The organism is Pseudarthrobacter siccitolerans, from assembly GCF_001046895.1.
Taxonomy (GTDB): Bacteria; Actinomycetota; Actinomycetes; order Actinomycetales; family Micrococcaceae; genus Arthrobacter; species Arthrobacter siccitolerans.
On record NZ_CAQI01000048.1, the window covers coordinates 92,787 to 112,745 of the forward strand.

General features: G+C 67.9%; 19 protein-coding genes. 9 read left to right on the forward strand and 10 right to left on the reverse strand.

Annotation, left to right across the window (positions count from 1 at the left end; genetic code table 11):
- Nucleotides 1-227: 227 nt before the first annotated feature.
- Complete coding sequence (locus ARTSIC4J27_RS15425) at nucleotides 228-947, forward strand: hypothetical protein (RefSeq protein WP_050056086.1); 720 nt, start codon at nucleotides 228-230, stop codon at nucleotides 945-947.
- Between the two features lie 94 nt (nucleotides 948-1,041).
- Here ARTSIC4J27_RS15425 and ARTSIC4J27_RS15430 read toward each other — a convergent pair whose 3' ends face one another.
- Both ARTSIC4J27_RS15430 and ARTSIC4J27_RS15435 read right to left on the reverse strand, forming a co-directional pair.
- The gene (locus ARTSIC4J27_RS15430) at nucleotides 1,042-2,028 is read right to left on the reverse strand and encodes an ornithine cyclodeaminase family protein (protein ID WP_050056087.1); all 987 of its coding nucleotides are present in this window, start codon (nucleotides 2,026-2,028) and stop codon (nucleotides 1,042-1,044) included.
- Between the two features lie 65 nt (nucleotides 2,029-2,093).
- Nucleotides 2,094-2,798: a GntR family transcriptional regulator gene (locus tag ARTSIC4J27_RS15435; RefSeq protein ID WP_050056088.1), complete on the reverse strand. Its 705-nt coding sequence runs from the start codon at nucleotides 2,796-2,798 to the stop codon at nucleotides 2,094-2,096.
- A gap of 228 nt (nucleotides 2,799-3,026) precedes the next feature.
- On the opposite strand from ARTSIC4J27_RS15435, the gene ARTSIC4J27_RS15440 reads away from it, so the two are divergent.
- From ARTSIC4J27_RS15440 to ARTSIC4J27_RS15465, 6 genes are read left to right on the forward strand one after another with little or no spacing between them, the layout of a single operon-like run.
- Complete coding sequence (locus tag ARTSIC4J27_RS15440) at nucleotides 3,027-3,944, forward strand: ABC transporter permease (protein ID WP_050056089.1); 918 nt, start codon at nucleotides 3,027-3,029, stop codon at nucleotides 3,942-3,944.
- Nucleotides 3,941-4,900 (forward strand): ABC transporter permease, encoded by a 960-nt coding sequence (locus ARTSIC4J27_RS15445; protein ID WP_050056090.1) that lies wholly within the window; start codon nucleotides 3,941-3,943, stop codon nucleotides 4,898-4,900. The genes ARTSIC4J27_RS15440 and ARTSIC4J27_RS15445 overlap by 4 nt, the downstream gene beginning before the upstream one ends.
- On the forward strand, nucleotides 4,897-5,967 hold the full coding sequence (locus ARTSIC4J27_RS15450; RefSeq protein ID WP_050056091.1) for an ABC transporter ATP-binding protein: 1,071 nt from the start codon (nucleotides 4,897-4,899) through the stop codon (nucleotides 5,965-5,967). Before ARTSIC4J27_RS15445 ends, ARTSIC4J27_RS15450 begins: the two co-directional genes overlap by 4 nt.
- Nucleotides 5,964-6,974: an ABC transporter ATP-binding protein gene (locus ARTSIC4J27_RS15455; protein WP_083435498.1), complete on the forward strand. Its 1,011-nt coding sequence runs from the start codon at nucleotides 5,964-5,966 to the stop codon at nucleotides 6,972-6,974. Before ARTSIC4J27_RS15450 ends, ARTSIC4J27_RS15455 begins: the two co-directional genes overlap by 4 nt.
- A 60-nt stretch (nucleotides 6,975-7,034) precedes the next feature.
- Complete coding sequence (locus tag ARTSIC4J27_RS15460; protein ID WP_050056092.1) at nucleotides 7,035-8,594, forward strand: ABC transporter substrate-binding protein; 1,560 nt, start codon at nucleotides 7,035-7,037, stop codon at nucleotides 8,592-8,594.
- A complete protein-coding gene (locus ARTSIC4J27_RS15465) occupies nucleotides 8,591-9,847 on the forward strand; it encodes an amidohydrolase family protein (RefSeq protein WP_050056093.1) in 1,257 nt (418 codons plus the stop codon). Before ARTSIC4J27_RS15460 ends, ARTSIC4J27_RS15465 begins: the two co-directional genes overlap by 4 nt.
- Nucleotides 9,848-9,887: 40 nt before the next feature.
- Here the strand turns inward: ARTSIC4J27_RS15465 and ARTSIC4J27_RS15470 are convergent, their stop codons facing one another.
- The 8 genes from ARTSIC4J27_RS15470 to ARTSIC4J27_RS15505 form a co-directional block, all read right to left on the reverse strand.
- Nucleotides 9,888-10,241: a type II toxin-antitoxin system HicB family antitoxin gene (locus ARTSIC4J27_RS15470; protein ID WP_050056094.1), complete on the reverse strand. Its 354-nt coding sequence runs from the start codon at nucleotides 10,239-10,241 to the stop codon at nucleotides 9,888-9,890.
- Complete coding sequence (locus ARTSIC4J27_RS15475) at nucleotides 10,242-10,490, reverse strand: toxin HicA (RefSeq protein WP_050056095.1); 249 nt, start codon at nucleotides 10,488-10,490, stop codon at nucleotides 10,242-10,244. It lies immediately after the preceding gene.
- 198 nt (nucleotides 10,491-10,688) lie between these two features.
- Nucleotides 10,689-11,009 carry a GYD domain-containing protein gene (locus tag ARTSIC4J27_RS15480; RefSeq protein WP_050056096.1) on the reverse strand — a complete coding sequence of 107 codons (321 nt, stop codon included), beginning with the start codon at nucleotides 11,007-11,009 and terminating at the stop codon, nucleotides 10,689-10,691.
- A gap of 436 nt (nucleotides 11,010-11,445) precedes the next feature.
- Nucleotides 11,446-12,828: a vanadium-dependent haloperoxidase gene (locus tag ARTSIC4J27_RS15485; RefSeq protein WP_161799582.1), complete on the reverse strand. Its 1,383-nt coding sequence runs from the start codon at nucleotides 12,826-12,828 to the stop codon at nucleotides 11,446-11,448.
- A 222-nt stretch (nucleotides 12,829-13,050) separates the two neighbouring features.
- Complete coding sequence (locus tag ARTSIC4J27_RS15490; protein ID WP_050056098.1) at nucleotides 13,051-14,037, reverse strand: NAD-dependent epimerase/dehydratase family protein; 987 nt, start codon at nucleotides 14,035-14,037, stop codon at nucleotides 13,051-13,053.
- Nucleotides 14,034-16,763 (reverse strand): alpha/beta fold hydrolase, encoded by a 2,730-nt coding sequence (locus ARTSIC4J27_RS15495; protein ID WP_050056099.1) that lies wholly within the window; start codon nucleotides 16,761-16,763, stop codon nucleotides 14,034-14,036. Before ARTSIC4J27_RS15495 ends, ARTSIC4J27_RS15490 begins: the two co-directional genes overlap by 4 nt.
- Entirely contained in the window at nucleotides 16,757-17,779 is a 1,023-nt protein-coding gene (locus ARTSIC4J27_RS15500; RefSeq protein ID WP_050056100.1) for a 3-oxoacyl-ACP synthase III, read from the reverse strand. The genes ARTSIC4J27_RS15495 and ARTSIC4J27_RS15500 overlap by 7 nt, the downstream gene beginning before the upstream one ends.
- Nucleotides 17,780-17,958: 179 nt before the next feature.
- Nucleotides 17,959-18,792, reverse strand: coding sequence for a hypothetical protein (locus ARTSIC4J27_RS15505; protein ID WP_152683893.1), 834 nt, complete (start codon nucleotides 18,790-18,792; stop codon nucleotides 17,959-17,961).
- Between the two features lie 113 nt (nucleotides 18,793-18,905).
- Between ARTSIC4J27_RS15505 and ARTSIC4J27_RS15510 the strand changes: the two genes are divergently transcribed.
- Both ARTSIC4J27_RS15510 and ARTSIC4J27_RS15515 read left to right on the forward strand, forming a co-directional pair.
- The gene (locus ARTSIC4J27_RS15510) at nucleotides 18,906-19,397 is read left to right on the forward strand and encodes a hypothetical protein (protein ID WP_050056102.1); all 492 of its coding nucleotides are present in this window, start codon (nucleotides 18,906-18,908) and stop codon (nucleotides 19,395-19,397) included.
- Nucleotides 19,398-19,649: 252 nt separating this feature from the next.
- Nucleotides 19,650-19,916, forward strand: coding sequence for a hypothetical protein (locus ARTSIC4J27_RS15515; protein ID WP_050056103.1), 267 nt, complete (start codon nucleotides 19,650-19,652; stop codon nucleotides 19,914-19,916).
- Nucleotides 19,917-19,959 lie beyond the last annotated feature (43 nt).

The window sequence follows — 19,959 nt, forward strand, 5'->3', positions numbered from 1 at the left end:
GCCACCGGAGCGCAGTGGCAATGGAAAAGCAGTAGGTGTCCGTAGGTGGAAGGACATCCAAGAGAAGGCCCAGGCCGGATGCGTAAATCAATTTCCTCAAGGTACGCCGAGCTTTCGCCAAGGATCGGGCATCGCGCATCCAGCTGCCCGCAGACTATTAGGAAAGGAGCAAACAGCGCCGTTTCGCTGATGCACCACAGTTATGACCAGAGTTCTTTGGGGGAACCATGAGCAATGAATACCAACTGGCCGACGGCTCGCCACGCTACGGGCACCGGACCGCGCCAACGACAGGCGAGCAGACAACGCCAGCCACTATTGCACCCATCGAAGAGGCAGCAGGTGGCGCCGCAAAACTAAGCCTGGATGCTTTGGCAGCCGCCATGGATCGCCGCCTGCGGAGCGCCTGGGCTGACAAACCGGACCCGGTTGTGGAGGCTCTGCGGGACAAAAATCCGGAGGAACTGGCCGCCGCGCGGGCCCTCGTGCGGATCCACCTCGGTTCGCAGCGGGAATGGCGTATCAAAGCACAGACTGTCCGGGACAAAGCGTTGGCCGGAACGATGACCAGGCGCAGGGCTGCAGGCCGTGCCCAGGAGATCATGGCACTTCGGTTCGTTCTTATGGCTGCGTTGATTGCCCTGCCCACGTTCGTTGTGGTCACAAGCCCGGACGACATCCTGAAGCTCCTTATGGTTGGTGCAGTTTGCATCGCCGCCGCTTTCGCGTGCGGCTACTTCCTTGCCTCCCGTGCCCGGGTGCCGGTCATGCCGAACATCCGCGGTCCCTGGCTAAACGAGCTCCGCGAAGACGTCGTTAACGCGACCCTCGTGGCCATCCTGCAGAACAAGGGGACGCCGGTGGATCCTTCCACTGCAGCGGCTGCCCGCCGAGGCTGGGAAAGCATTCAGGCTGCGTCCAGAGCGGTCGACGCGCTGCATTCCTGATCGCGTCGGGGCTTCTTCCTTGGCGAATCTCGTGTAGGTTCCTTCCGCTGATACCCGACTGCCGCCGTCGCAAGCCAACGGACGACGGCGGCACTTACCCCGCCATGTCCACCCGCACCCCGAGCCCCTGCTCAACGGCGGCGTTGTACAGGAGCCGCCCGATCGCGACGTCCTGCATGCCGATGCCAACGGAGTTGAACAGGGTGATGTCGCTTTCGTCCCTGCGGCCGGGGACCTGGCCGGCCACCACCTGCCCCAGCTCGCCGCGGATGTCGCCCACCGAAAGAGCGCCTTCGGAGACAGCCATCAGCAGGTCGCCGGATTTCTCGGTTACGGTCGCAACGCTGTCCACAAACAGGCTGGACCGGGCCATACCCTCGGAGTCGATCTCCCGGTGCGTGGGCCGCGGCCGGGCGCCCACCGCGTTCACGTGCAGCCCCGGCAGGAACCACTCCCCCCGCGCCAGCGGCTCCACCGACGGCGTCAGTGTGCACAGCACATCGGCGGCCTCCACCGCCTCCCGGACCCCGCCGGCAGCCACCACCTTCACCGGCAGATGGCTGATCTTTGCACGGAAGGCCTCCACCGTGGCCGCGCTGCGCGACCACACCATCACGGTGTCGATCGGCAGCACCGCAAGCATCGCTTCGACATGCGCCACCGCGAGCGCCCCTGCACCAATCAGCCCAAGCGTGGAGCTGTTGGGCCGGGCGAGGTGTTTGCTGGCCACCGCACTGGCGGCGGCGGTGCGCACGCGCGTGGGCACCCGGCCGTCCAGCAGGGCCAGGCACTCCCCCGTCTGCTGGTCCGAGAGCACAATGCTGGACCGCTGGGTGGGCAGCCCGGCGTCACGGTTCCCCGGGATGTCGGCCAGCAGCTTCACCCCGGCCAGCCCCTGCGCGTCGCCCAGGCCGGACATCAGGATGAAGCGGCCATCTGAAGACGGCAGGTGCAGGGACGTAGGTGCCGGCTGGCAGGCGTCTCCCGTGGCGATCGCGGCAAAGGCATCCTCGACGGCGGCGATGGTGGCCGGCATGTCGGCCAGGGTTTCAAGAACGGAAGCAGTGAGCACAAGCGTCATGGATTACCTCGGGTCGGGTGGTTGGAAAAAGGGGCCGTTGGAAGAGACGGACCAAACAGCAGCAGCTAGGCAGGGCTGCGGGTTTTGCGTCCGCGCCGGGGCACGGGCTCGCTGGGCAGGCGTTCACTCAGGTGCGGCAGGGAGGCATGCCGCCCCCGCTCCACATGGGCGCTGGCCAGGGCCTCGGCCAGCGCGGGCCGGCCTTCCGCGATGGCATGGACCAGTTCGGCGTGCTCCTCCCACATCCCCGGGGTATCGCGTTCCGGCGTGAGGCGGAACAGCCAGCGGACCCGGCCGTTGAGCAAACTGGACAGCCGGCGGAGCAGATCGTGGTCGGCCAGCCGGACGATGTCCTCGTGCAGGTCGGAGTTCCGGCCGGACGCCTGCTCCCCCGGAATTCCGGTCCGCGCGTACTCGAGCGACGCCAGCAGGTCCTCCGGACTGGCACCACCGGCCACCCGCAGCGCCGCGCACTGGGCAGCGAACGGCTCCAGCCGCAGGCGCAGGTCAAAGACCTCCACCGCGTCCCGCAGCGTGAAGGTGTGCACAAAGCTTCCGCGCCGGGCTTCCGAGTGGATAAAACCTTCGGCCTCGAGCAGCGGCAGCGCCTCCCGCAGGGGGATCCGGGAAACCTGCAGCTCCGCGGACAGCTCCCGCTCATTGAGCTTGCTGCCGCCCGGAAGGCGCCCGGAGATGATGCGTTCCCGCAGCGCCTCGGCCACCTGTTCGGACAGGCCGGTTCCCACCTCTGAAGCCTCCGGGTTTGCCATGGCTCCTCCTCGTCTTTCAGCATAAAAAATGCGTTTTGGTATGCCAAGCATGCACTTTTGGCTCTCTTAGCGCCAATATTGCTGCTTTTGGTATTCAAAAGTTTCCGGCATGTTTAACCTCGATGACGTTCCGGTCAACTCGGCCGAAAGCCCAAAAACCGCCCTTACGCTGTCATCGGAACCCCTGCCCGGGGGGAAAGCAACAACAACTTCCTGAGAGGGGGCACAGTGCCCCAGTACCTGATCAAACGCATCGGCCAGGCCGTCTTCACCCTTTTCTGCGTGCTGACCTTCGCCTTCGTCCTGGGCCGGGCCACCGGCAAGCCGGCCGGCCTGCTCCTGCCGGACAGTGCCACCCCGGCCGAGGTGGACGCCCTCAACGGCGCGCTCGGCTTCAACGAGCCCCTGCACGTGCAGTACCTGACTTTCCTGGCCAACGTGCTCCGCGGCGACTTCGGCATCTCCTACCGGCAGCGCGAATCCGCCCTGGCACTGATCGCCGAACGGCTCCCCGCCACTTTCGAACTCGCCTTCTGGTCCTTCCTTCTCGGCCTCATCCTCGCGGTCCTGGCCGCCACCGCCATCCAGCTGACCGGCAGCCGCACCCTCCGCTCCCTCTTCATCTGGGGCGGCTCGCTCCGCCACTCGGTCCCGGACTTCTTCTTCGCCCTGCTCGCCGTGCTCCTGTTCTCCGTGGCGCTGGGCATGCTGCCCTCCCTCGGCCGGACCAGCCCGGCAAGCCTGGTGTTGCCCGTCCTCACCATCGCCACGGGGCAGTTCGTCCTCTACGTCCGGCTCATCGACGCCGCCCTCAGCGACCAGGCCAACCAGGACTACGTCCGCACCGCCTTTGCCAAAGGCCAGAGCCGCGCCAGCGTGCTGTTCTCGCACATGCTGCCCAACTCCGTGCTGCCGGTGCTCACCATGGCCGGCCTGAACCTGGGCTCCCTGCTCGGCGGGACCGTCGTCGTCGAAGCAGTCTTCGCCTGGCCCGGACTGGGCCAGGTGCTCACCGAGGCCGTCAGCCAGCGCGACTTCCCCATCGTCCAGGCAGGCCTGCTGGTGGTGGCCCTGATCTTCGTAACCGTGAACCTGGCGGTGGACCTCCTCGCCGCCAAGGTCGATCCGAGAGTGAGCCTGGCATGACCCAGCAACTGCTGCCGACCGACCCCGCGTCGTCTCCCGCCCCTGCCGCCACCGGCGCACCGACTGCTGAAGGCCCGCAAGGCAAGGTACGACGCCGTCCTGCCGCCGGCCGCCGCAAGCGCGCCGCTGCTTCGCCCGCCTTTCTGGCCGGCTGCGTAATGCTGGGCCTGGTCCTCCTGCTCGCCGCCGGCGGGGCACTGCTGCCGGGCTACGATCCGTTCGGCCAGGACCTCTCGGCCGCCATGCGTAAACCCTTCACCGACCCGGACCACCTGCTGGGAACCGACTCACTGGGCCGCGACATGCTCAGCCGCCTGTCCCTGGCCAGCTTCGTCACCCTCGGTATCGCGCTCGCCGTCGTGATCCTCAACGCCGTGATCGGCACCGGGCTGGGCATGGCGGCCGGCTACTTCGGCGGCCGGCTCGACTCCGCCATCACCACCCTGGCCGACGTCAACCTGGCCATGCCCGTGGTGCTGCTCCTGATCGCCGTCGCCGCCGTCACCGGACCCAGCGCCACGGTGACCATCGCCACCCTGGGCCTGACCTACTGGGTGGGGTACGCACGGGTCAGCCGGAACCTGGCAAGGTCGCTGCGGAACCGCGACTTCGTCCTGGCCCCGCTCACCCAGGGCGGCGGGCATGGCTGGGTGATCCGGAAGCACATCCTGCCCAACGTCTTTTCCCAGACCCTGATCATCGCCGCCACGGACATCGCCACCATCATCCTGATCGAATCCTCGCTCGAATACCTGGGCCTGGGTGTCCAGCCGCCCGTTCCCAGCTGGGGCTCCATGATCTTCGAGGGCCAGAAGTACCTGGGCTCCAACCCATGGCTGGCGATTCTGCCGGGCATCGTGATGTTCCTGACCGTGGCCGGCGCCCAGTTCACCAGCCAGCGCTTCACCGCCGAGGGCAGCACCGGCGCACTCCTGCGGAAAGGACGCACAGCATGAGCACCACCAACTCCGGCCCGCTGCTGTCAGTGCAGGACCTCACCATCGAAGTAACGGGCGACGACGGCCCTGTGCGGCTGGTGGACGGCGTCACCTTCGAGGTTCGCCAGGACGAGGTGTTCGCCCTGGTGGGCGAGTCCGGTTCCGGCAAAAGCCTCACGGTCCTGGCCATCATGGACCTGCTGCCGCCGGGCGTGCGGATCGCCTCCGGGCGGATCCTGTTCCGCGGCCGGGATCTCGCCCGGCTGCCCGAGGCTGAGATGCGCGGGCTTCGCGGCAAGGACCTGGCCATGGTGTTCCAGGACCCCATGTCCGCCCTCAACCCGCTGCAGTGCGTGGGCCGCCAGCTCGCCGAAGCCGTGAGACTGCACGCCTCCGGGCTGAACCGCAAGCAGACCGCGGACAAGGTGCACAGCCTGCTGGCCGCCGTCGGGGTTCCCGATCCGGAAGGACGGGCCGCGTCCTACCCGCACCAGTGGTCCGGCGGCATGCGGCAGCGGGCCATGATCGCCATGGCCATGGCGCACGATCCCGGCCTGCTCATCGCCGACGAACCCACCACCGCCCTGGACGTCACGGTCCAGGCCCAGGTGATGGACGTGCTGGCACAAGCCCGGCGCCGGGCCGGCTCGGCCATGATCCTGATTACGCACGACCTTGGCCTGGTGGCCGAAGCCGCGGACCGGGTGGCCGTGATGTACAGCGGCCGCGTGGTGGAAACCGCCCACGTGCACCAGCTCTTCAGCTCCCCGGCCCACCCCTACACTGCCGGGCTGCTGGCCAGCATCCTGGGCGAAGGGACCGCAGGCGGACGAGCCTTCGCCATTCCGGGTTCGCCTCCTGCTGCTGCCGAACGGCCTGCTGGCTGCGCCTTCCAGCCCCGCTGCCACCTCGGTAGTGGCCGGGAGGAATGCAGCACGGCCAGGCCGGTACTCACGCTGCTGCCCACACCCCCGGCCGGCGCCGACGGCCCGGCCCACCCTGGAAACGCCGCACCCGGGAGCGCCGCCGCCTGCCACTTTGCCGGCGAAAGCACCCTGCACCTGCTGAAAGGACAACCGGCATGAGAACCGACACCCCGGCCCCGCCGTTCCTGGACGTCCTCACCGTCCAGGACCTGATGGTCGAATTCCCGGCCCGCGGCCCGCTGTTTTCCCGCCGCACCCTCAAAGCCGTCAACGGCGTCTCCCTGCACGTGGCCCCCGGCGAAACCCTGGGACTGGTGGGCGAATCCGGCTGCGGAAAGTCCACCCTGGTGCGCACCATCCTGGGCATCAACAAACCCAGCGCCGGCACCGTGGCGGTGGGCGGCCGGAACCTCGCCGGGCTGCTGAACGGCCGCCGCCGGCAGGAACGGGCCCGCATGCAGATGGTGTTCCAGGACCCGTACTCCTCCCTGGACCCGCGGATGACCGTGCACGAGATCGTCGCCGAGCCGCTGCGGATCAACGGCCAGTACACCGCCGCCGCCGTGAACCAGCTGCTCGAGCAGGTGGGGCTCACCCCGGCCATGGGCAGCCGCCGGCCCTCCGAGTTCTCCGGGGGCCAACGCCAGCGGGTGGGCATTGCCCGGGCCCTGGCGCTCAAGCCCGAGCTGCTCATCCTGGACGAACCGGTGTCCGCCCTGGACGTGTCCGTGCAGGCCCAGGTAATCAACCTGCTCCAGGACCTGCAGGCCGAACTGGGCCTGTCCTACCTGTTCATCGCCCACGACCTCTCGGTGGTGCGGCAGATCAGCCACCGCGTGGCCGTGATGTACATGGGCCGGATCGTGGAGGCCGGGCCGGTGGCCGAGGTCTTCAGCAACCCGCAGCATCCCTACACCCAGGCGCTGCTGTCCGCCGCGCCCGTTGCCGACCCGGCAGCAGCCGCCACCCGGCAGCACATTGTGCTCCGCGGCGACCTGCCCGACGCCGCCAACCTGCCGTCCGGCTGCTCCTTCCGCACCCGCTGCCCGATCGCCACGGAAGCCTGCGCCGCCGTCGTACCCCAGCTCCTTCCCCCGGTTCCCACGCAGGCGGACTTCCCCGTCCGCCCGGCCCACCAGTCCGCCTGCCTGCTGGTCCATTCCTAGGCACCCGCAGCTCCCGCCCACCCCCCGGCCGCACGGCCAACCACACCTTCAGGAGAACCCATGCCGATGACCCCTGCCCGCTCCCCGTTCCGCCGCGCCCTGCCGGCCCTCTCCGTGGGGCTCGCCTCCGCCCTGATGCTCACCGGCTGCGCCGGCGGCTTCGAGTCCAGCGCCGATTCCTCGGCCACGGCCGGAACCGGCGGCAAGATCGTGGCTGCGCTGCCCACGGATCCCACGTCCATGGACCCGGTCAAGACCGGCAGCCTGGTGGTCCTCTCCGTCTTCTTCAACACGTTCGACCAGCTCACCAAGATCACCGCGGACGGCTCGCTGGAACCCAAGCTCGCCACCAAATGGACGCCCAACGCGGACCTGACCACCTGGGACTTCACCCTCCGCGAGGGCGTCGCCTTCACCAACGGCGAGCCGCTCACGGCCGATGACGTGGTGTTCTCCTTCACCCGGATCCTCGAGGACCCCACCTCGGAAAACTTCGGCTACCTCAGCTCGCTGGCCTCGGTGGAGAAGGTGGATGACCTTACCGTCCGCTTCACCATGAAGGCGCCGTTCTCCGCGTTCCCCCGCAACACGTCCCTGATCTCCATCGTCCCGGACCAGGCGTACGCGGCGATGGGCCCGGAAGCGTTCGCGGCGGCTCCCGTGGGATCCGGCCCGTTCAAGTTCGAGAAGATCCAGCGCGGCGTCGCCTATGATCTGGTCCGCAACGAGACGTACTGGGGCGAACCCGCCAAGCTGGATGCACTCAGCCTGGTGCCGGTGGCCTCGGACGAATCCCGGGTCAACGGAGTTCTCTCCGGCTCGCTTGACGTGGCCCAGATCAGCCCGGCCCAGGTGGAACCGGTGAAGGGTTCGGGCGCGGCGAACGTGCAGTCCGAACTGTCCAACGGCGTGGTGTTCCTCGGGGTCAACTCCACCGCCGGTGTCCTGGCAGACGCGAAGATCCGGCGGGCCATTGGCCTGGCCATCGACAAGAAGGCCATCGTGGACACGGTACTGTCCGGCCTCGGCGAACCGGCCACCCAGATGCTCGCCCCGGCCGTTGAGGGCTTCGTCAGCGGACTGTCCGACGGCGGCTACAAGCCGGACGAGGCGAAGAAGCTGCTGGCCGAGGCCGGGTACAACGGCGAAAGCATTGATTTCGAGTACGCCCTGGACGGCCGGATCCCGCTGAGCGGCGAGGTGGCCCAGGCCATCCAGGGCTACCTCACCACCGCCGGGATCAAGGTGAACCTGGTGGGCGCGGACCAGGCCAGCCATACACTGAAAGTCCGTAACCGGACCATGAAGGGCATCTACTTGAACACCTGGGCACCGTCCACCGTGGACGGCGATCTGCCGCTGACCGACTTCTACGAGAAGGCCGGGAACAACAACTACGCCCAGGATCCCAAGACCGCCGAGCTCGCCGTCAAGCAGCGCGGTGTTGAGGGCGGGGACCGGCTGTCCGTCTTCAAGGAACTCCTGGGACTCAGCAACGGGCAGGGCTACTACATCCCGCTCTACGTGCCCGCCAACAACTTCGCCGTGGACACCAAGCTGGACTGGACCCAGCGCGCCGACGGCCTCTACGACTTCGCCACGACAGGACTGAAGAAATGACCCTGGTTCTCCGCAACGTCCGCCCCTGGGGCGGGGACGCCGCTGACGTAACGCTCGACGGCGGAGTGATCGCCGCCGTCGGGCCCGTCACCCCGGCCGGGGCTGCTGCGGCGGACGCTTCTCCGGCCGGCGTCGCTGCTGGCTCGTATTCAGGGGCACCCGCCGTGGTGGAGGGGCGCGGCCGGATCCTGCTGCCGTCCTTCTCCGACGTGCACGTGCACCTCGATTCCACCCGGCTGGGGCTGCCGTTCCGCCCGCACACCGGGGCGCCGGGGGTGTGGAACATGATGCTCAACGACCGGCACAACTGGCGTGACGCGGAAGCGTCCGTGGCCGAGCGGGCCACCCTCACGCTGGGGGCGATGATCGAGCGCGGCACCACCCGGGTGCGGAGCTACGCGCAGGTGGATGTTGACGCCGGGCTGAAGCGGTTTGAGGGCGTCCTCGCGGCCCGCGAAGCGCACCAGGACCGGGCCGACGTCTCAGTGATCGCGTTTCCGCAGGCCGGGCTGCTGCGGGAGGCCGGCAGTTCCGAGGTGCTCGAGGAGGCCCTCCGGCTGGGTGCCGATGTGGTGGGCGGGATCGATCCCTGTGCCCTGGACCGGGACCCGGTACGGCACCTGGACATCGTGTTTGGCCTCGCCGAAAAGTACAGCCTGCCGGTGGACATCCACCTGCACGAGCCGGGCCAGCTCGGGCTGTTCAGCGCCCAGCTCATCCTGGAGCGCACCAAGGCGCTGGGCATGCAGGGGCTGGTGACCATCTCGCACGGGTACGGGCTCGCGGACCTGCCCGCCGGCCAGTTGCAGGAGCTGATCGACGAGATGGGGGCGCTGGACGTTTCGATGGCCACCATCGCTCCGGCCGGCGCCCCGCTGCCGCTGCAGCAGCTGGCGTCCGCCGGCGTCCGGGTAGGCCTGGGCCAGGACGGCCAGCGCGATTACTGGTCGCCGTACGGGAACGCGGACATGCTGGACCGTACCTGGCAGCTGGCGTTCACCAGCAAGTTCCGGGCTGATGAGCTGATTGAGCATTGCGTTGCCGTTGCCACTGTTGGCGGTTCCAGCGTGATCGACCCGGCGGCGGCGCGGCTCACTTCTGTGGCCGACCGCCCCGGGCTGGCCGCGGGAGACCCGGCCGAGCTGGTGCTGGTGGAAGGTGACACGGTGACGGCGGCGGTAATGGACAGGCTCCCCGGCCGCACCGTCATTCACCGTGGCAAGGTTGTGGCGGACGGGCTCCAGCTGGCCTGAGCCGTGCGGGCCTGCTTGTACCCGTCGGGCGGTGACCGTTTTAGGCCGTTAACCGCTCGGTTGCGTACTTGTTCAGGGGCACCCCGTGATTGGCAGCCTCAATTGCCAACCTGCGGTGAAGTTCCGGAGGTACCCGGAGGTTGAGCCTGCCGCTAAACTTCTGGGTTGCAATTGGCTGGGGCACCTGCTCACCGGACTGGGTAAGTTCATCGATGACATCCGCCACTAACCGCTCAATGCCCCGGAGCGCCTCAAACTGGTCCTCATCCAACCAGGAGAGGGAAGGGAATTCCAGAACAGTGGCCACAAACTCCTGATCCTCCGGCGACCACTGGACAGAGTAGCGATACTGCGCCACCGTAGACGGCCCGGCAGCTGCTTTTTGAGTGGACATCTACTTCTCCTTGCTCCGATCGATGGCGGCCAGTGCTTGCTTCACCTGGTACGGCTTGGCCTTGCCGTTCTTGTTTTGCAGATTGATCCTGGGGTCTCCTGCCCAGGGCATTCTGAAGATTGCGTTATGGCTCCCGGAACCTGACCTGGGTTCGCCGAAATAATGGGTACAAAGCTTGATCATGTCGGTGTACGAGACGTTCTCGGGAGAGTTTCTAGCTTGCTTCTCGATCTTATCGATGCCCGCCACATCATTAATGGTGCCATTTTTGGCACCATACCTCAAGCTTTAGATGAATTGTAAGTGCCACATCTGAGAGCTCGAGGCTGTGCCGACATCGCAAAGCACTCGCGCTTTACCCTTGCGCACAAAGCCAGCGGCCGCCGTCGTAGATCACGACGGCGGCCGTTGGCTTGGGCGCGTAACTCCCCTGCTGCCCGGATTCCCCTACTGCCCCGGGGCCCGGTAGGACGGCGTCTTCTTGGCCGCTGCGTCGAGGTCCTCCACGGTGAGGAGCGGCTTCAGGCGGACGTTGACGTTTCCCGTCGAATTGATCAGCAGCGACAGTGCTGCCGCGCTGGCATCATCGGGCGCCTCGAAAACGCCCAGGACGTCGTAGTAACCAAAGGCGTAGTAGAAGCTTTCCAGCGATCCTCCCACCGAGCTGAGGGCCTCCGCCAGGGCGTCGCGCCGCTTGCTGCCTCCCTCCTGCATCAGCCCCTTGACGCCGGCGCCCACGTACGTTCCTTCAAACAGATACTTCGGCATGCTCTTTCCTTCCTATTTTTCATTCCACCCGCACTGTGGCGGACGTCTGCCGGCCCGTCCCCTGGCCGGGAGCACACGGCTAGGAGTCCCGGGTGTGGGACTACAGATCAGCGAAAGTCGAATTCCGGGTGACGAAGTCATCGTTGAGCGCGAAGCTGCTGTTGTACTTGATGACGGGGCCGGTCCACTTGTGCGTCGGTTCGGGAGAACGGGGGCATTGTCCATAACGAATCCTTGACCCTCAGGCGGTGAGCACTTTATGAGGCCCCAGCCTTCCCGAGCCTTAATAGTGGACCCGGCGCCCGCACCGGTGCAATGGGCTCCTGGGAGCACGTGCCCCGAAACAGCGCCCGGTTCTTCGACGCATTTCCCCAACCGGTCCGGACCGCAAAGGAACACATCGGTTGGGGAAAGTGATCGGATCAGTCGCAGGATGCTACTGACATGGCGCCGGCTGGAAGAAGTGACCGCTGAGCCACGACGCCACCTCGTTGCCCATCTCGGTTCCCTGTACGGCGGCGGTGCGGAAGTGGATGCCGCCCCAGACACGGGAATCAACGACCTCCTGTAACGCCGAGGAGAACCGGTCGAAGTGGCGTGGCACGCCCGGGAAGCGACCGGAGTTCACGTCGAAGGCGACCTTGTCCGTGCCGAAGAACTCCTGCGCCGCGTAGAGCGTGGCGGCGCTGACGCAGCCGTGGCCGGACGGGTGGTCCGGGAACGGCGGTGTGGCGAGCGGCGGGACGGTCACTGTCGATGGATCGAAGAGCGGCTTCCATGCCGGATCGGCTTTCGTCTCCGGATTGCCGTCGGTGTCGGCTTCGCGGATCGCCGCCATCGGCCGCCAGAAGTTCCAGTGGTACCTGTCGTTCCAGCAAGCGACCGCGCCATCGGCGGCGGCGAGGTTGGTCATCGCGAAGAGTCGGGCCGCGTCTGCCAGGTCGAGTCCGTGCTCCACGGCGAGGCCGCGGAACACGCCGTTCCAGAGCGCCACCGGCGGGGCTTGCCAGAAGATCGCGGCGGTGGTCTGGTCATCGGTTCGAGTGGTGCTTACGAGCGCACCGATCTCCTTGACCTCGTTGAAGTCTGCTGCGTACCCGGCACTCCTCAGCGGGTTGGGACCCTCCGAGCGGAACTGGTGGGGACTCTTGATGATGAACGGTTGGAGATTGGCCACCCAGGCGTCCGGATCGAGCGCAGTGGGTGTGACGGGCCGCCAGTCGCCGGGATCGGTTCCGATGTCGAACTCGAACGGGGCCATAAACCCGTCATCGGTGCGGGCGAGGATCATCGCCGCCGCTGCGGCCTCACCGGCGGCAACGCCTTCGTCCTTGTTCGGGCCGTCGGCGACGCCCGCGAGCGTTGCGTGGTACGCAGCGTCGAGGCCAGCTACTTTGCCCGCCGGGACAAGAGTGACGAGCACATGGTGTGCGGCGGTCGAGATCGCTGCATCGAGCGAGGCCTCCGGCCCGACGCCGGCCGAGTCGCCGTCGAGCAGATACGGCTGGTACCCGCGGTCAATGACGTTCACGGCGTCGTACACCGCGCCCTGAACCATCGCCATGCCGCGGAGCTGGCCGTGGGCCGTGGGGCGCAGTGGGATCACGTGGTCTTGGGCGATGGAGCTCCACTCGAGGAGGACTTTCGTGTTCGACGGCGCCGTGTTCCGCGCTTCCGAGGCGCCGGCGCTCGACACTGCCGATAAAACGAGTGCGGCGGTCAGTGCCGGAATCAAGCAGAGCGCCCACCGTCGGCGCGCCCCGTTCCTTGAAATCCGCCATGGTCGCCGGTGATGATCGTAAGCGTTGCTGTTCGTCATGTCGTCGGGTCCTTCAGTCGTGGAGACATGTTCAAGCGAACTCGACGGAGTCGACATCCCAGCCGTGCCCGACAGCGCCGGCACGCGACCGCCCGAGGTCAGCGCGATGCGCGGTGGGGGCGGTTACTCCAAGGGTGAGCCTCTGCCAGCGCGTTGTCCAGTGGAACTATATTCGGCAGCCGGGAGGCAGCGGGCCAGGCCCGGGTACAGCTGATCCAGCCCTCAATCCCCGCCCTGCGGCCGGGAGCCATAGTGCTCTGCCAGCCTCGCCAGCCCCTCATCAATCGAGACGGCGGGGGCCCAGTCGAGGAGCTCCCGGGTCTCGCGCTGGTCGAACCAGTGCGCCGTGGAGAGCTGCTCGGCGAGGAACCTGGTCATCGGCGGCTCTTCATCCCGCCCAGCCAAGGTCCAGAGTTTTTCCACCACGGCTCCCGCCGCCCGCGCCACTGCCCCGGGCACCGACCACGACGGCGGGCGGACGCCACCCGCGGCGCAGATGCCTGCCAGCAGCTCACCCACCGGGCGGGGCTCTCCGTTGCTCACCACCAACGCCCTGCCATGAATGTGGTCCATCCGGTGCAGCGCCGCGACGATGGCCGCGGCGGCGTTGTCCACGTACGTGGTGTCGATCAGGGCCGCACCGGAGTCGAGCAGCGGCAGGCGGCCCTGTCCGGCGCGTGCCAGGACCCGTTCCACCAGCTGGGTGTCCCCGGGACCCCAGACGACGTGCGGGCGCACCGCCGCCACTCGGAAGTCCGAGGCGTCCGCTGCGAGCGCCAGCAATTCGGCCTCGCCCTTGGTGCGTGAGTAGTCGCCGTGCGCGTGCTCCGGGTCCGCCGGTTCCGCGCCCAGCCCGGCGATGGCTGCGCCGGAATTGGCCACCGACGGGGAGGACACAAACACCACGTCCCGCACCCCGGCCTCCCGGGCGCAGCGGAGCAGGCGGCGGGTCCCCTCGACGTTCACCTCATCGAACTCCGCGGCCCGCCCGGTGAAGGAGACCTTTGCGGCCAGGTGGATGACGCCTTCGACGTCGGCCACTGCTCCCTGGACCGCCGCATCATCCGTGACGGCGCCGCGAAAGTCCGTGGCGCCGTCGACCCCTGACGGACGGCGCTGGAACGTCGCCACCTCATGGCCCTGGCGCACCAGCAGCCGGGCCACTTCTCCCCCAAGCAGTCCGCTGGCACCGGTAACGAGGACCCTCATGGCTTGCCAGGCCGTCCGCCGGCCAGCACCCGTGAAGCCCAGCGGGACAGGCGGGTCCTGTCAATCTTGGCGTTGTGCCGGATGTCAGTGGGCTGGGCAGGGACCGCGAGCACCGCGGAGACCTGGACGCCGGCTTGGAGGGCTGCCTTGCGTACCCTCCCGGCCAGCTCGGCCCCGGCAGGGCCGGCTTTCCGTACCGGCGGGACGGTCTCGACGACGGCGACCACGGCCTGGGTGCCCGCCGGTCCGACGCCGGTGATAGCCGCCAGCCGGACATCGTCCAGGCGTTCGATGGCCTGCTCGGCACCCACCGGCGTCACCACGCCGTCGGGCGCCGTGACCACATGGGCGAGGCGGCCTTCCACCCAGAGCCTGCCGGCGGCGTCGAAGTGGCCCACATCGCCCGTGCGGTGCCAGCCGGCCAGGCTGGCACTCTCCCGCTGGATCAGCCACAGCCTGTCGTAGGCTTCCTTGACATGCGGGGCGCTGACCAGGATCTCGCCGGTCACGCCGGGCCCGGTCACAGCTTCGGACCCGCGGGCGGTTCCGTCCGCCGCAAGCGGGACCACGGCCACCCGGGCGCCGTGCACCGGCCACCCCACACACACGCCGTTGCCTGCTCCCGCCACGGCGCCTGCTCCCGCAGAGGAGGCGGCGGCAGCATCGGCGTCGGCGGCAGCATCGGCGTCGGCGGCCCGGATCTGTTCGAGGCTGATGTCGGTGACCGGCAGCGCTTCGGTCATTCCGTAGGGGGTGTGCAGCGAAGCATTCGGTAGCAGCCGCTGGACCTCGGCCAACAGCGGTTCGGGGACGGGCGCCCCGGCGGAGAGCAGCAGCTCAACACGTTCCAGCGCCTTTTGCCCTGCAGCACTCAAACCATCACGGGTGGCAAGGACGTTGCGCAGCGCAGCCGGCGAGGCGAAAACCACAGTGGCGTCAATGGCCGCGGCGGCGTCGGCGAGCGCGCTGGCAGTCAAGGTGCGGGGCGCGGTGACATCCATGGCCGGCGTCACAGACACCGCTCCGAGCGCCGGTCCCAGCAGGGCGAACGGCGCGAAGCCGGCCACCAGCCGGGCGCCGGGCCGGATCCCGAAGGTTGCGGCCACGGTGTCCCGCATCGCGGCCAGTTGCCGGTGAGTGTAGAGCACCCCTTTGGCAGGCCCCGTGGAGCCGGAGGTGAACAGCACGGCGGCCGCGGCATCCGGATCCACCATGTCTGTTGACTGCCCCGTGCCGCGGCCGGCTCCGGAACGGGCCAGAAAGTCGAGGGACGTTTCCGCTCCCAGCAGCCGACGGCGGGCGGCCGGGAGGTCGTGCACGCTGATCCTCCGCCCCGGCCAGCCAAGCACCGAGGCAGCCGCGAGCGCTTTGTCGATGCCGATGATGAAATCAGGGGTGGCGCCTTTGACCGCGCGGCTCAGGCCCTTGGGTCCCAGTCCTGCGTCGGCCACCACCACTACGGCGCCCAGCCGCAGGCAGGCGTAGAGGGCCACGGTCAGGTCCACCCCGGGCGGAACCATCAGGCTCACCCGGCTGCCCCTCTCCACGCCGGCCTCCCGCAGCCCTGCCGCGACATCAAGGATCTTCCGGTCAAGCTGCCGCCAGTTGAGCGAGCGGGAGGCGGTGCCATCCGGAGCCATTTCGACCACGGCGGTGTCCCCTCCGGCCTGCCCTGCTGCCTGCTGCCCGAGCAAATCCCACAGGGGACGGAATTCAGATGGGGCGGGCGGGGCTGAGTCCTGATCCTGCTCCTGGTCCGCTGGGGCTTCAGCATCACCGGTCGCGCTTTCGCTGGCGTCAACGTTACCGGCGAGCCACTGGAAGACCGGGGCGGCAATGTTCCGGTCTTCCGCCACAAGATGGCCGGCGCCTTCGAAGCGGTGCACCTCGGCATGCGGCAGACGGTTGACGAGGTCCTTCAGGTACCGGTCCGAGAAAATGGGATCCCGGGGGCCCCAGAGCATCAGCGCCGGGACCTTCAAGCCGTGCAGCCCCTCGGCCACGCCGGTGAGCGCCGGGAAGCTCGGGTGGGAGGCGTCCACCGGAATGTCGGCCACGAAGTTCCCCACCCCGGCCCGGCGGTCGGCCCCGCGGTAAGGGGCCATGTAGGCGCTGCGGATATCGGCGGGCAGTGGCGGGTGCGCCAGCGAGTGCGTCACGCGCAGGAAAGCGTCCGACGTCGTGGTTCCCCACTTGTGCACGGCGGGGTGCAGGGCGAGCCGCAGGGCGGGCGGGATTTCCGACCCGGCGGGCTGGTGGACGGCTGTGTTCGTCAGGACCACCCCGGCCAGCTGCTGCGGATGCGCGAGGGCCCAGCCCAGGCTGATCACACCGCCCCAGTCGTGGCCCACGGTCACCACGGGCCCGTCCAGGGCCAGGGCGTCGGTGAGGTCACCCAGGTCGTTGATCCTGTCGGCCAGCCGCCGGAACCTGCCGGTCCGCTCCGAGTAGCCCATGTCCAGCTGGTCCACGGCGAGCACGCGCCACGGGTGCGCCGGATCGGATCCGGCAGCCAGCAGCGTCCGCCACAGGTATGACCAGGTGGGATTGCCATGCACGCACAGCAGTGTGCCGGCGGGAACGAGCCCGAGGCGGGAGAGTTGCGGCAGGTTGTCCAGGAGGTGCCAGCGGCGCGTTGTGCCCGGAGCATCGGCGGCGGAGCTGGACGCCACAGAGACCTCGCGGGACCATTCCGGGTCCACGCCGGGCCAGGCGGCGGCTACCAAACGATTTCCATCATGGCGGTGTTCAGGCCGGAGCCGACGCCCATGCAGAGGACCCGGTCCCCCGCCTCCAGCGACTGCGCCTCGGCCGCGAGAGTCATGGGGAGGGATGCCGGTCCCACGTTGCCCCAGTGCGGGAACGTGATGGGCACCTTGGCGGGGTCGAGGTCGATGGCGTCGATGATGGCCTGCGTGTAGGCGTTGCTCACCTGGTGCGTGACGTACCGGTCCATGGTGCCCCAGTCCCACTCAGGCCGGGCCTCATGCCAGGCATCGACGACGAGCTGCAGGCCGCCGTCGAGCAGGCCCTTGGTGTCGGTGTTCATGCCGTCAATGCCCCCCACGCACAGCTCGTGGTGTTCAGTGCCGGCGCGCATCACACCGCCGACGATCCGGTGCGCGCTCGGGTTCTCGTCCGCGGGGCCCAGGACGGCGGCAGCGGCTCCGGAACCCAGGGTCAGCGTGGCGAATTCGCGGTTGAAGTCCTCGCGCGTGGTCTCCGGCCGCTGCAGACGGGCCAGCGTGGCCTCCTGCGTGGCCTGGGCATCCTCGGCGTTGACGATCACCGCGTACTTGATCTGGCCGGAGTCGATCATGCTGGCCGCCAGGGTCAGTCCGTTCACGAACCCCAGGCAGGCGTTGGCCAGGTCGAAGTTCATGGCCGACGACGGCAGGCCCAGTCCGTGGTGGATCTTCACCGCGACGGACGGCTCCAGGTTGCGCCGCGTGACGGAGGTGTTGATCAGCAGGCCCACCTGGGACGCCTCGACGCCGGCCTCCGCCAGGGCCTTTGCACCTGCTTCGGCGGCAGCATCATCAAAGGACGTTCCGGCCGCCCACCAGCGGCGGTGCGTGACGCCGGCAACCCGCTCCAGCAGCCGGGGCGGGAACTTCAGCCGCTGCAGGGTGGAAGCCAACCGGCGGTCAAAATCCGTAGAGCTCACGATCCTCGGAGCCTCGACGCTGCTCACCGAGAGCAGCGCGGTGTTGCTGTGCCGGAAGGTTGCATTCCCTGCCAATTCAAGCCCCTGTTCGTCTGTCCTGCATCACGCGGCGATGTACCCATCAGGGCAAACGCAGAGCTTAATAATGCCGGTCCGTGCCCGGCATCCGCGAAATGCCGATGGTAAGCATGCTTAGGAAAGGATACAGCGGGATCCAGGGACTGCCCCTACGAAACAGGCTTAGGTAGTACTCCTCAGGGCTGGCCGGTGGGAACAAGCCGGTAGGCGAAGCGGCCCTCCAGCCCACCGTCCGGGATCATTGTGAGGTCCGCTCCCTCGGTGGGCAGCAGCACGGGCGCTTTGAACATCGTCCCGGTGCACGGCACCTGGACGGGAGCCAGGACTTCAACGCCGGCCGCTGTGGACACGGTCAGCTTGGCCCCGGGCAGCCAGTCGCAGACGAACTGGAGCTCGTACTGGCCCGGTGCTGCCATCAAAGTGGCGGTGCTGGTGGTCTTTCCGCTGCTGGCGCCACGAAGCTCGCCGGGCAGCCTCGGCTGCAGCTGCTCCGCCGACCACTCGGACAGATCTTCCAGCTCCGATGCCCTGCGGTCCGGGTTGGTCTGGACCTTGACCCCGGTTGCGGCAGGCTTGCCCGACGGCGGGACCGCGCTGATGGTGATCGGCCCGCCGTCGTGCCTGACAAAGCGGTCCAGCGTGGAACCGCACTCAAAGCCGGACGCCTCCGGCTGCCCGTCACCCTTCACGATGGTCAGTTTGGCCCCGTACGTCCCGGCGCAGGCGCCGGACACCAGATAGTCGCCGGGCGCCAGAACCAGGGACAGCTTCCCGGCGGGCTCTGCCTCTGACGGCATGCCCGGGTCTGTTGGGGACGCCTCGAGCCGACGGGCCACCTCATCCGCATTCTCCTCAAAGGACCGGGGCTGCGGTGTTGCTGCCGGCGGGGAGGCGGGAGCCGCTTGTTCATCCGGGCCGCTGTACTCACACCCCGCAAGGGCCATGGCCAGAACGGCCACCCCGAACAACATTCCACCGTGCCGTGCCGGCACTCCCCCAGAAGCTGACATGGCTCCGAGTCTAGGGCCTCCTGCCGGACGCCGTTGCCTGCGAAGACCCGCGGCTGCCCGGCGTAGGAATGCGTGGCGTAGGAAGGAATGGCCAAAGGGCGCATAGTTGAACCATGACCAGTCCTTACACCCGCGGCGACTCCTTGAGCAGCGGTTCTTCCCGGGAACACATCAGGCAGGCGCTCGTGGAATACGGCGCCACGGACGTTGTTTTCAGCCAGCGCGGAAATCAGAGCGCCATCGCCTTCAGGGGCGGCGGAAGGCAATTCCGGATAGTCGTTTCCTTGCCCGACTCTGAAGGGAGCGTGATCATCCCGGGGGACACAGCGCGGGGCCCCATCGGCGAAGCGAAGGAAAAGGCGCTTGAACGCGCCAACCGCAGGTTTTGGCACGCCCTGGCCCTGTCAATAGACGCCAAACTGGCCGCGGTGGCGGCAGGCCTTGCCACCCTTGAATCCGAATTCCTGGCCCATGTGGTTCTCCCGGGGAATCACACCGTATTGGACGAGCTGGAACCCGTCATCGAGTCTGCTTACCGCTCCGGCCGGCGGCCCTCCTTCGGCAATTCGGCCCCGTCGATGAAGCTGGACCCGGCGGTCCCATAGCTTGGCGTAGATTGCCCCGGCTTGACCCGCTGAATGTGCGGTGTTCAAGCGTAGACTCGCTGTACGTCGGGGACGCCGTGACTGGACATCCGGTCCCTGATTAACGAGGACGGCCATGAAGCACAGGCAGGAACGGGCATCAACCGTCGCGCCTCCTTGCAGTGACCCGGCCCCGGGCCGCTGACCCCCCAGCCACAGCCGTTCCACGTTTCCTGCGGACGGACAGTGCATCCACAAGATCGTTGGCACGCAATGACCGACACCTTCATCCAAGACCAGTGGCACCGGCTTCCCTCAACCGTTACGCAGTGGCTGATCGACAACCCCGGCTGCATGATCCTTCCGCGGACCTTGTCTGCGGAAATCAGTGCCGCCACCGGCCACCCCCTCAACCAGGACCCGCACGGCGAAACCGCGCTGGGCCAGGAAGACGTGGATTTCATCCGCAGGAAGTCGCATGAAGCCGAGACCGCGAAGCCTGATGCCGGGTACACGTTCTTCGACTCCGTGCAACCGTAGGTGCCTCCGGCAGACCGCACCAGGACTGACGCTGCGAAGATCC

Bases quoted from the DNA above. Each gene is read 5' to 3' on its own strand.
- ARTSIC4J27_RS15510 (WP_050056102.1), top strand. From the start codon at position 18,906: ATGACCAGTCCTTACACCCGCGGCGACTCCTTGAGCAGCGGTTCTTCC.
- ARTSIC4J27_RS15480 (WP_050056096.1), bottom strand. From the start codon at position 11,009: ATGCCGAAGTATCTGTTTGAAGGAACGTACGTGGGCGCCGGCGTCAAG.
- ARTSIC4J27_RS15430 (WP_050056087.1), bottom strand. From the start codon at position 2,028: ATGACGCTTGTGCTCACTGCTTCCGTTCTTGAAACCCTGGCCGACATG.
- ARTSIC4J27_RS15435 (WP_050056088.1), bottom strand. From the start codon at position 2,798: ATGGCAAACCCGGAGGCTTCAGAGGTGGGAACCGGCCTGTCCGAACAG.
- ARTSIC4J27_RS15485 (WP_161799582.1), bottom strand. From the start codon at position 12,828: ATGACGAACAGCAACGCTTACGATCATCACCGGCGACCATGGCGGATT.
- ARTSIC4J27_RS15460 (WP_050056092.1), top strand. From the start codon at position 7,035: ATGCCGATGACCCCTGCCCGCTCCCCGTTCCGCCGCGCCCTGCCGGCC.
- ARTSIC4J27_RS15450 (WP_050056091.1), top strand. From the start codon at position 4,897: ATGAGCACCACCAACTCCGGCCCGCTGCTGTCAGTGCAGGACCTCACC.
- ARTSIC4J27_RS15515 (WP_050056103.1), top strand. From the start codon at position 19,650: ATGACCGACACCTTCATCCAAGACCAGTGGCACCGGCTTCCCTCAACC.
- ARTSIC4J27_RS15425 (WP_050056086.1), top strand. From the start codon at position 228: ATGAGCAATGAATACCAACTGGCCGACGGCTCGCCACGCTACGGGCAC.
- ARTSIC4J27_RS15490 (WP_050056098.1), bottom strand. From the start codon at position 14,037: ATGAGGGTCCTCGTTACCGGTGCCAGCGGACTGCTTGGGGGAGAAGTG.
- ARTSIC4J27_RS15465 (WP_050056093.1), top strand. From the start codon at position 8,591: ATGACCCTGGTTCTCCGCAACGTCCGCCCCTGGGGCGGGGACGCCGCT.
- ARTSIC4J27_RS15445 (WP_050056090.1), top strand. From the start codon at position 3,941: ATGACCCAGCAACTGCTGCCGACCGACCCCGCGTCGTCTCCCGCCCCT.
- ARTSIC4J27_RS15470 (WP_050056094.1), bottom strand. From the start codon at position 10,241: ATGTCCACTCAAAAAGCAGCTGCCGGGCCGTCTACGGTGGCGCAGTAT.
- ARTSIC4J27_RS15455 (WP_083435498.1), top strand. From the start codon at position 5,964: ATGAGAACCGACACCCCGGCCCCGCCGTTCCTGGACGTCCTCACCGTC.
- ARTSIC4J27_RS15505 (WP_152683893.1), bottom strand. From the start codon at position 18,792: ATGTCAGCTTCTGGGGGAGTGCCGGCACGGCACGGTGGAATGTTGTTC.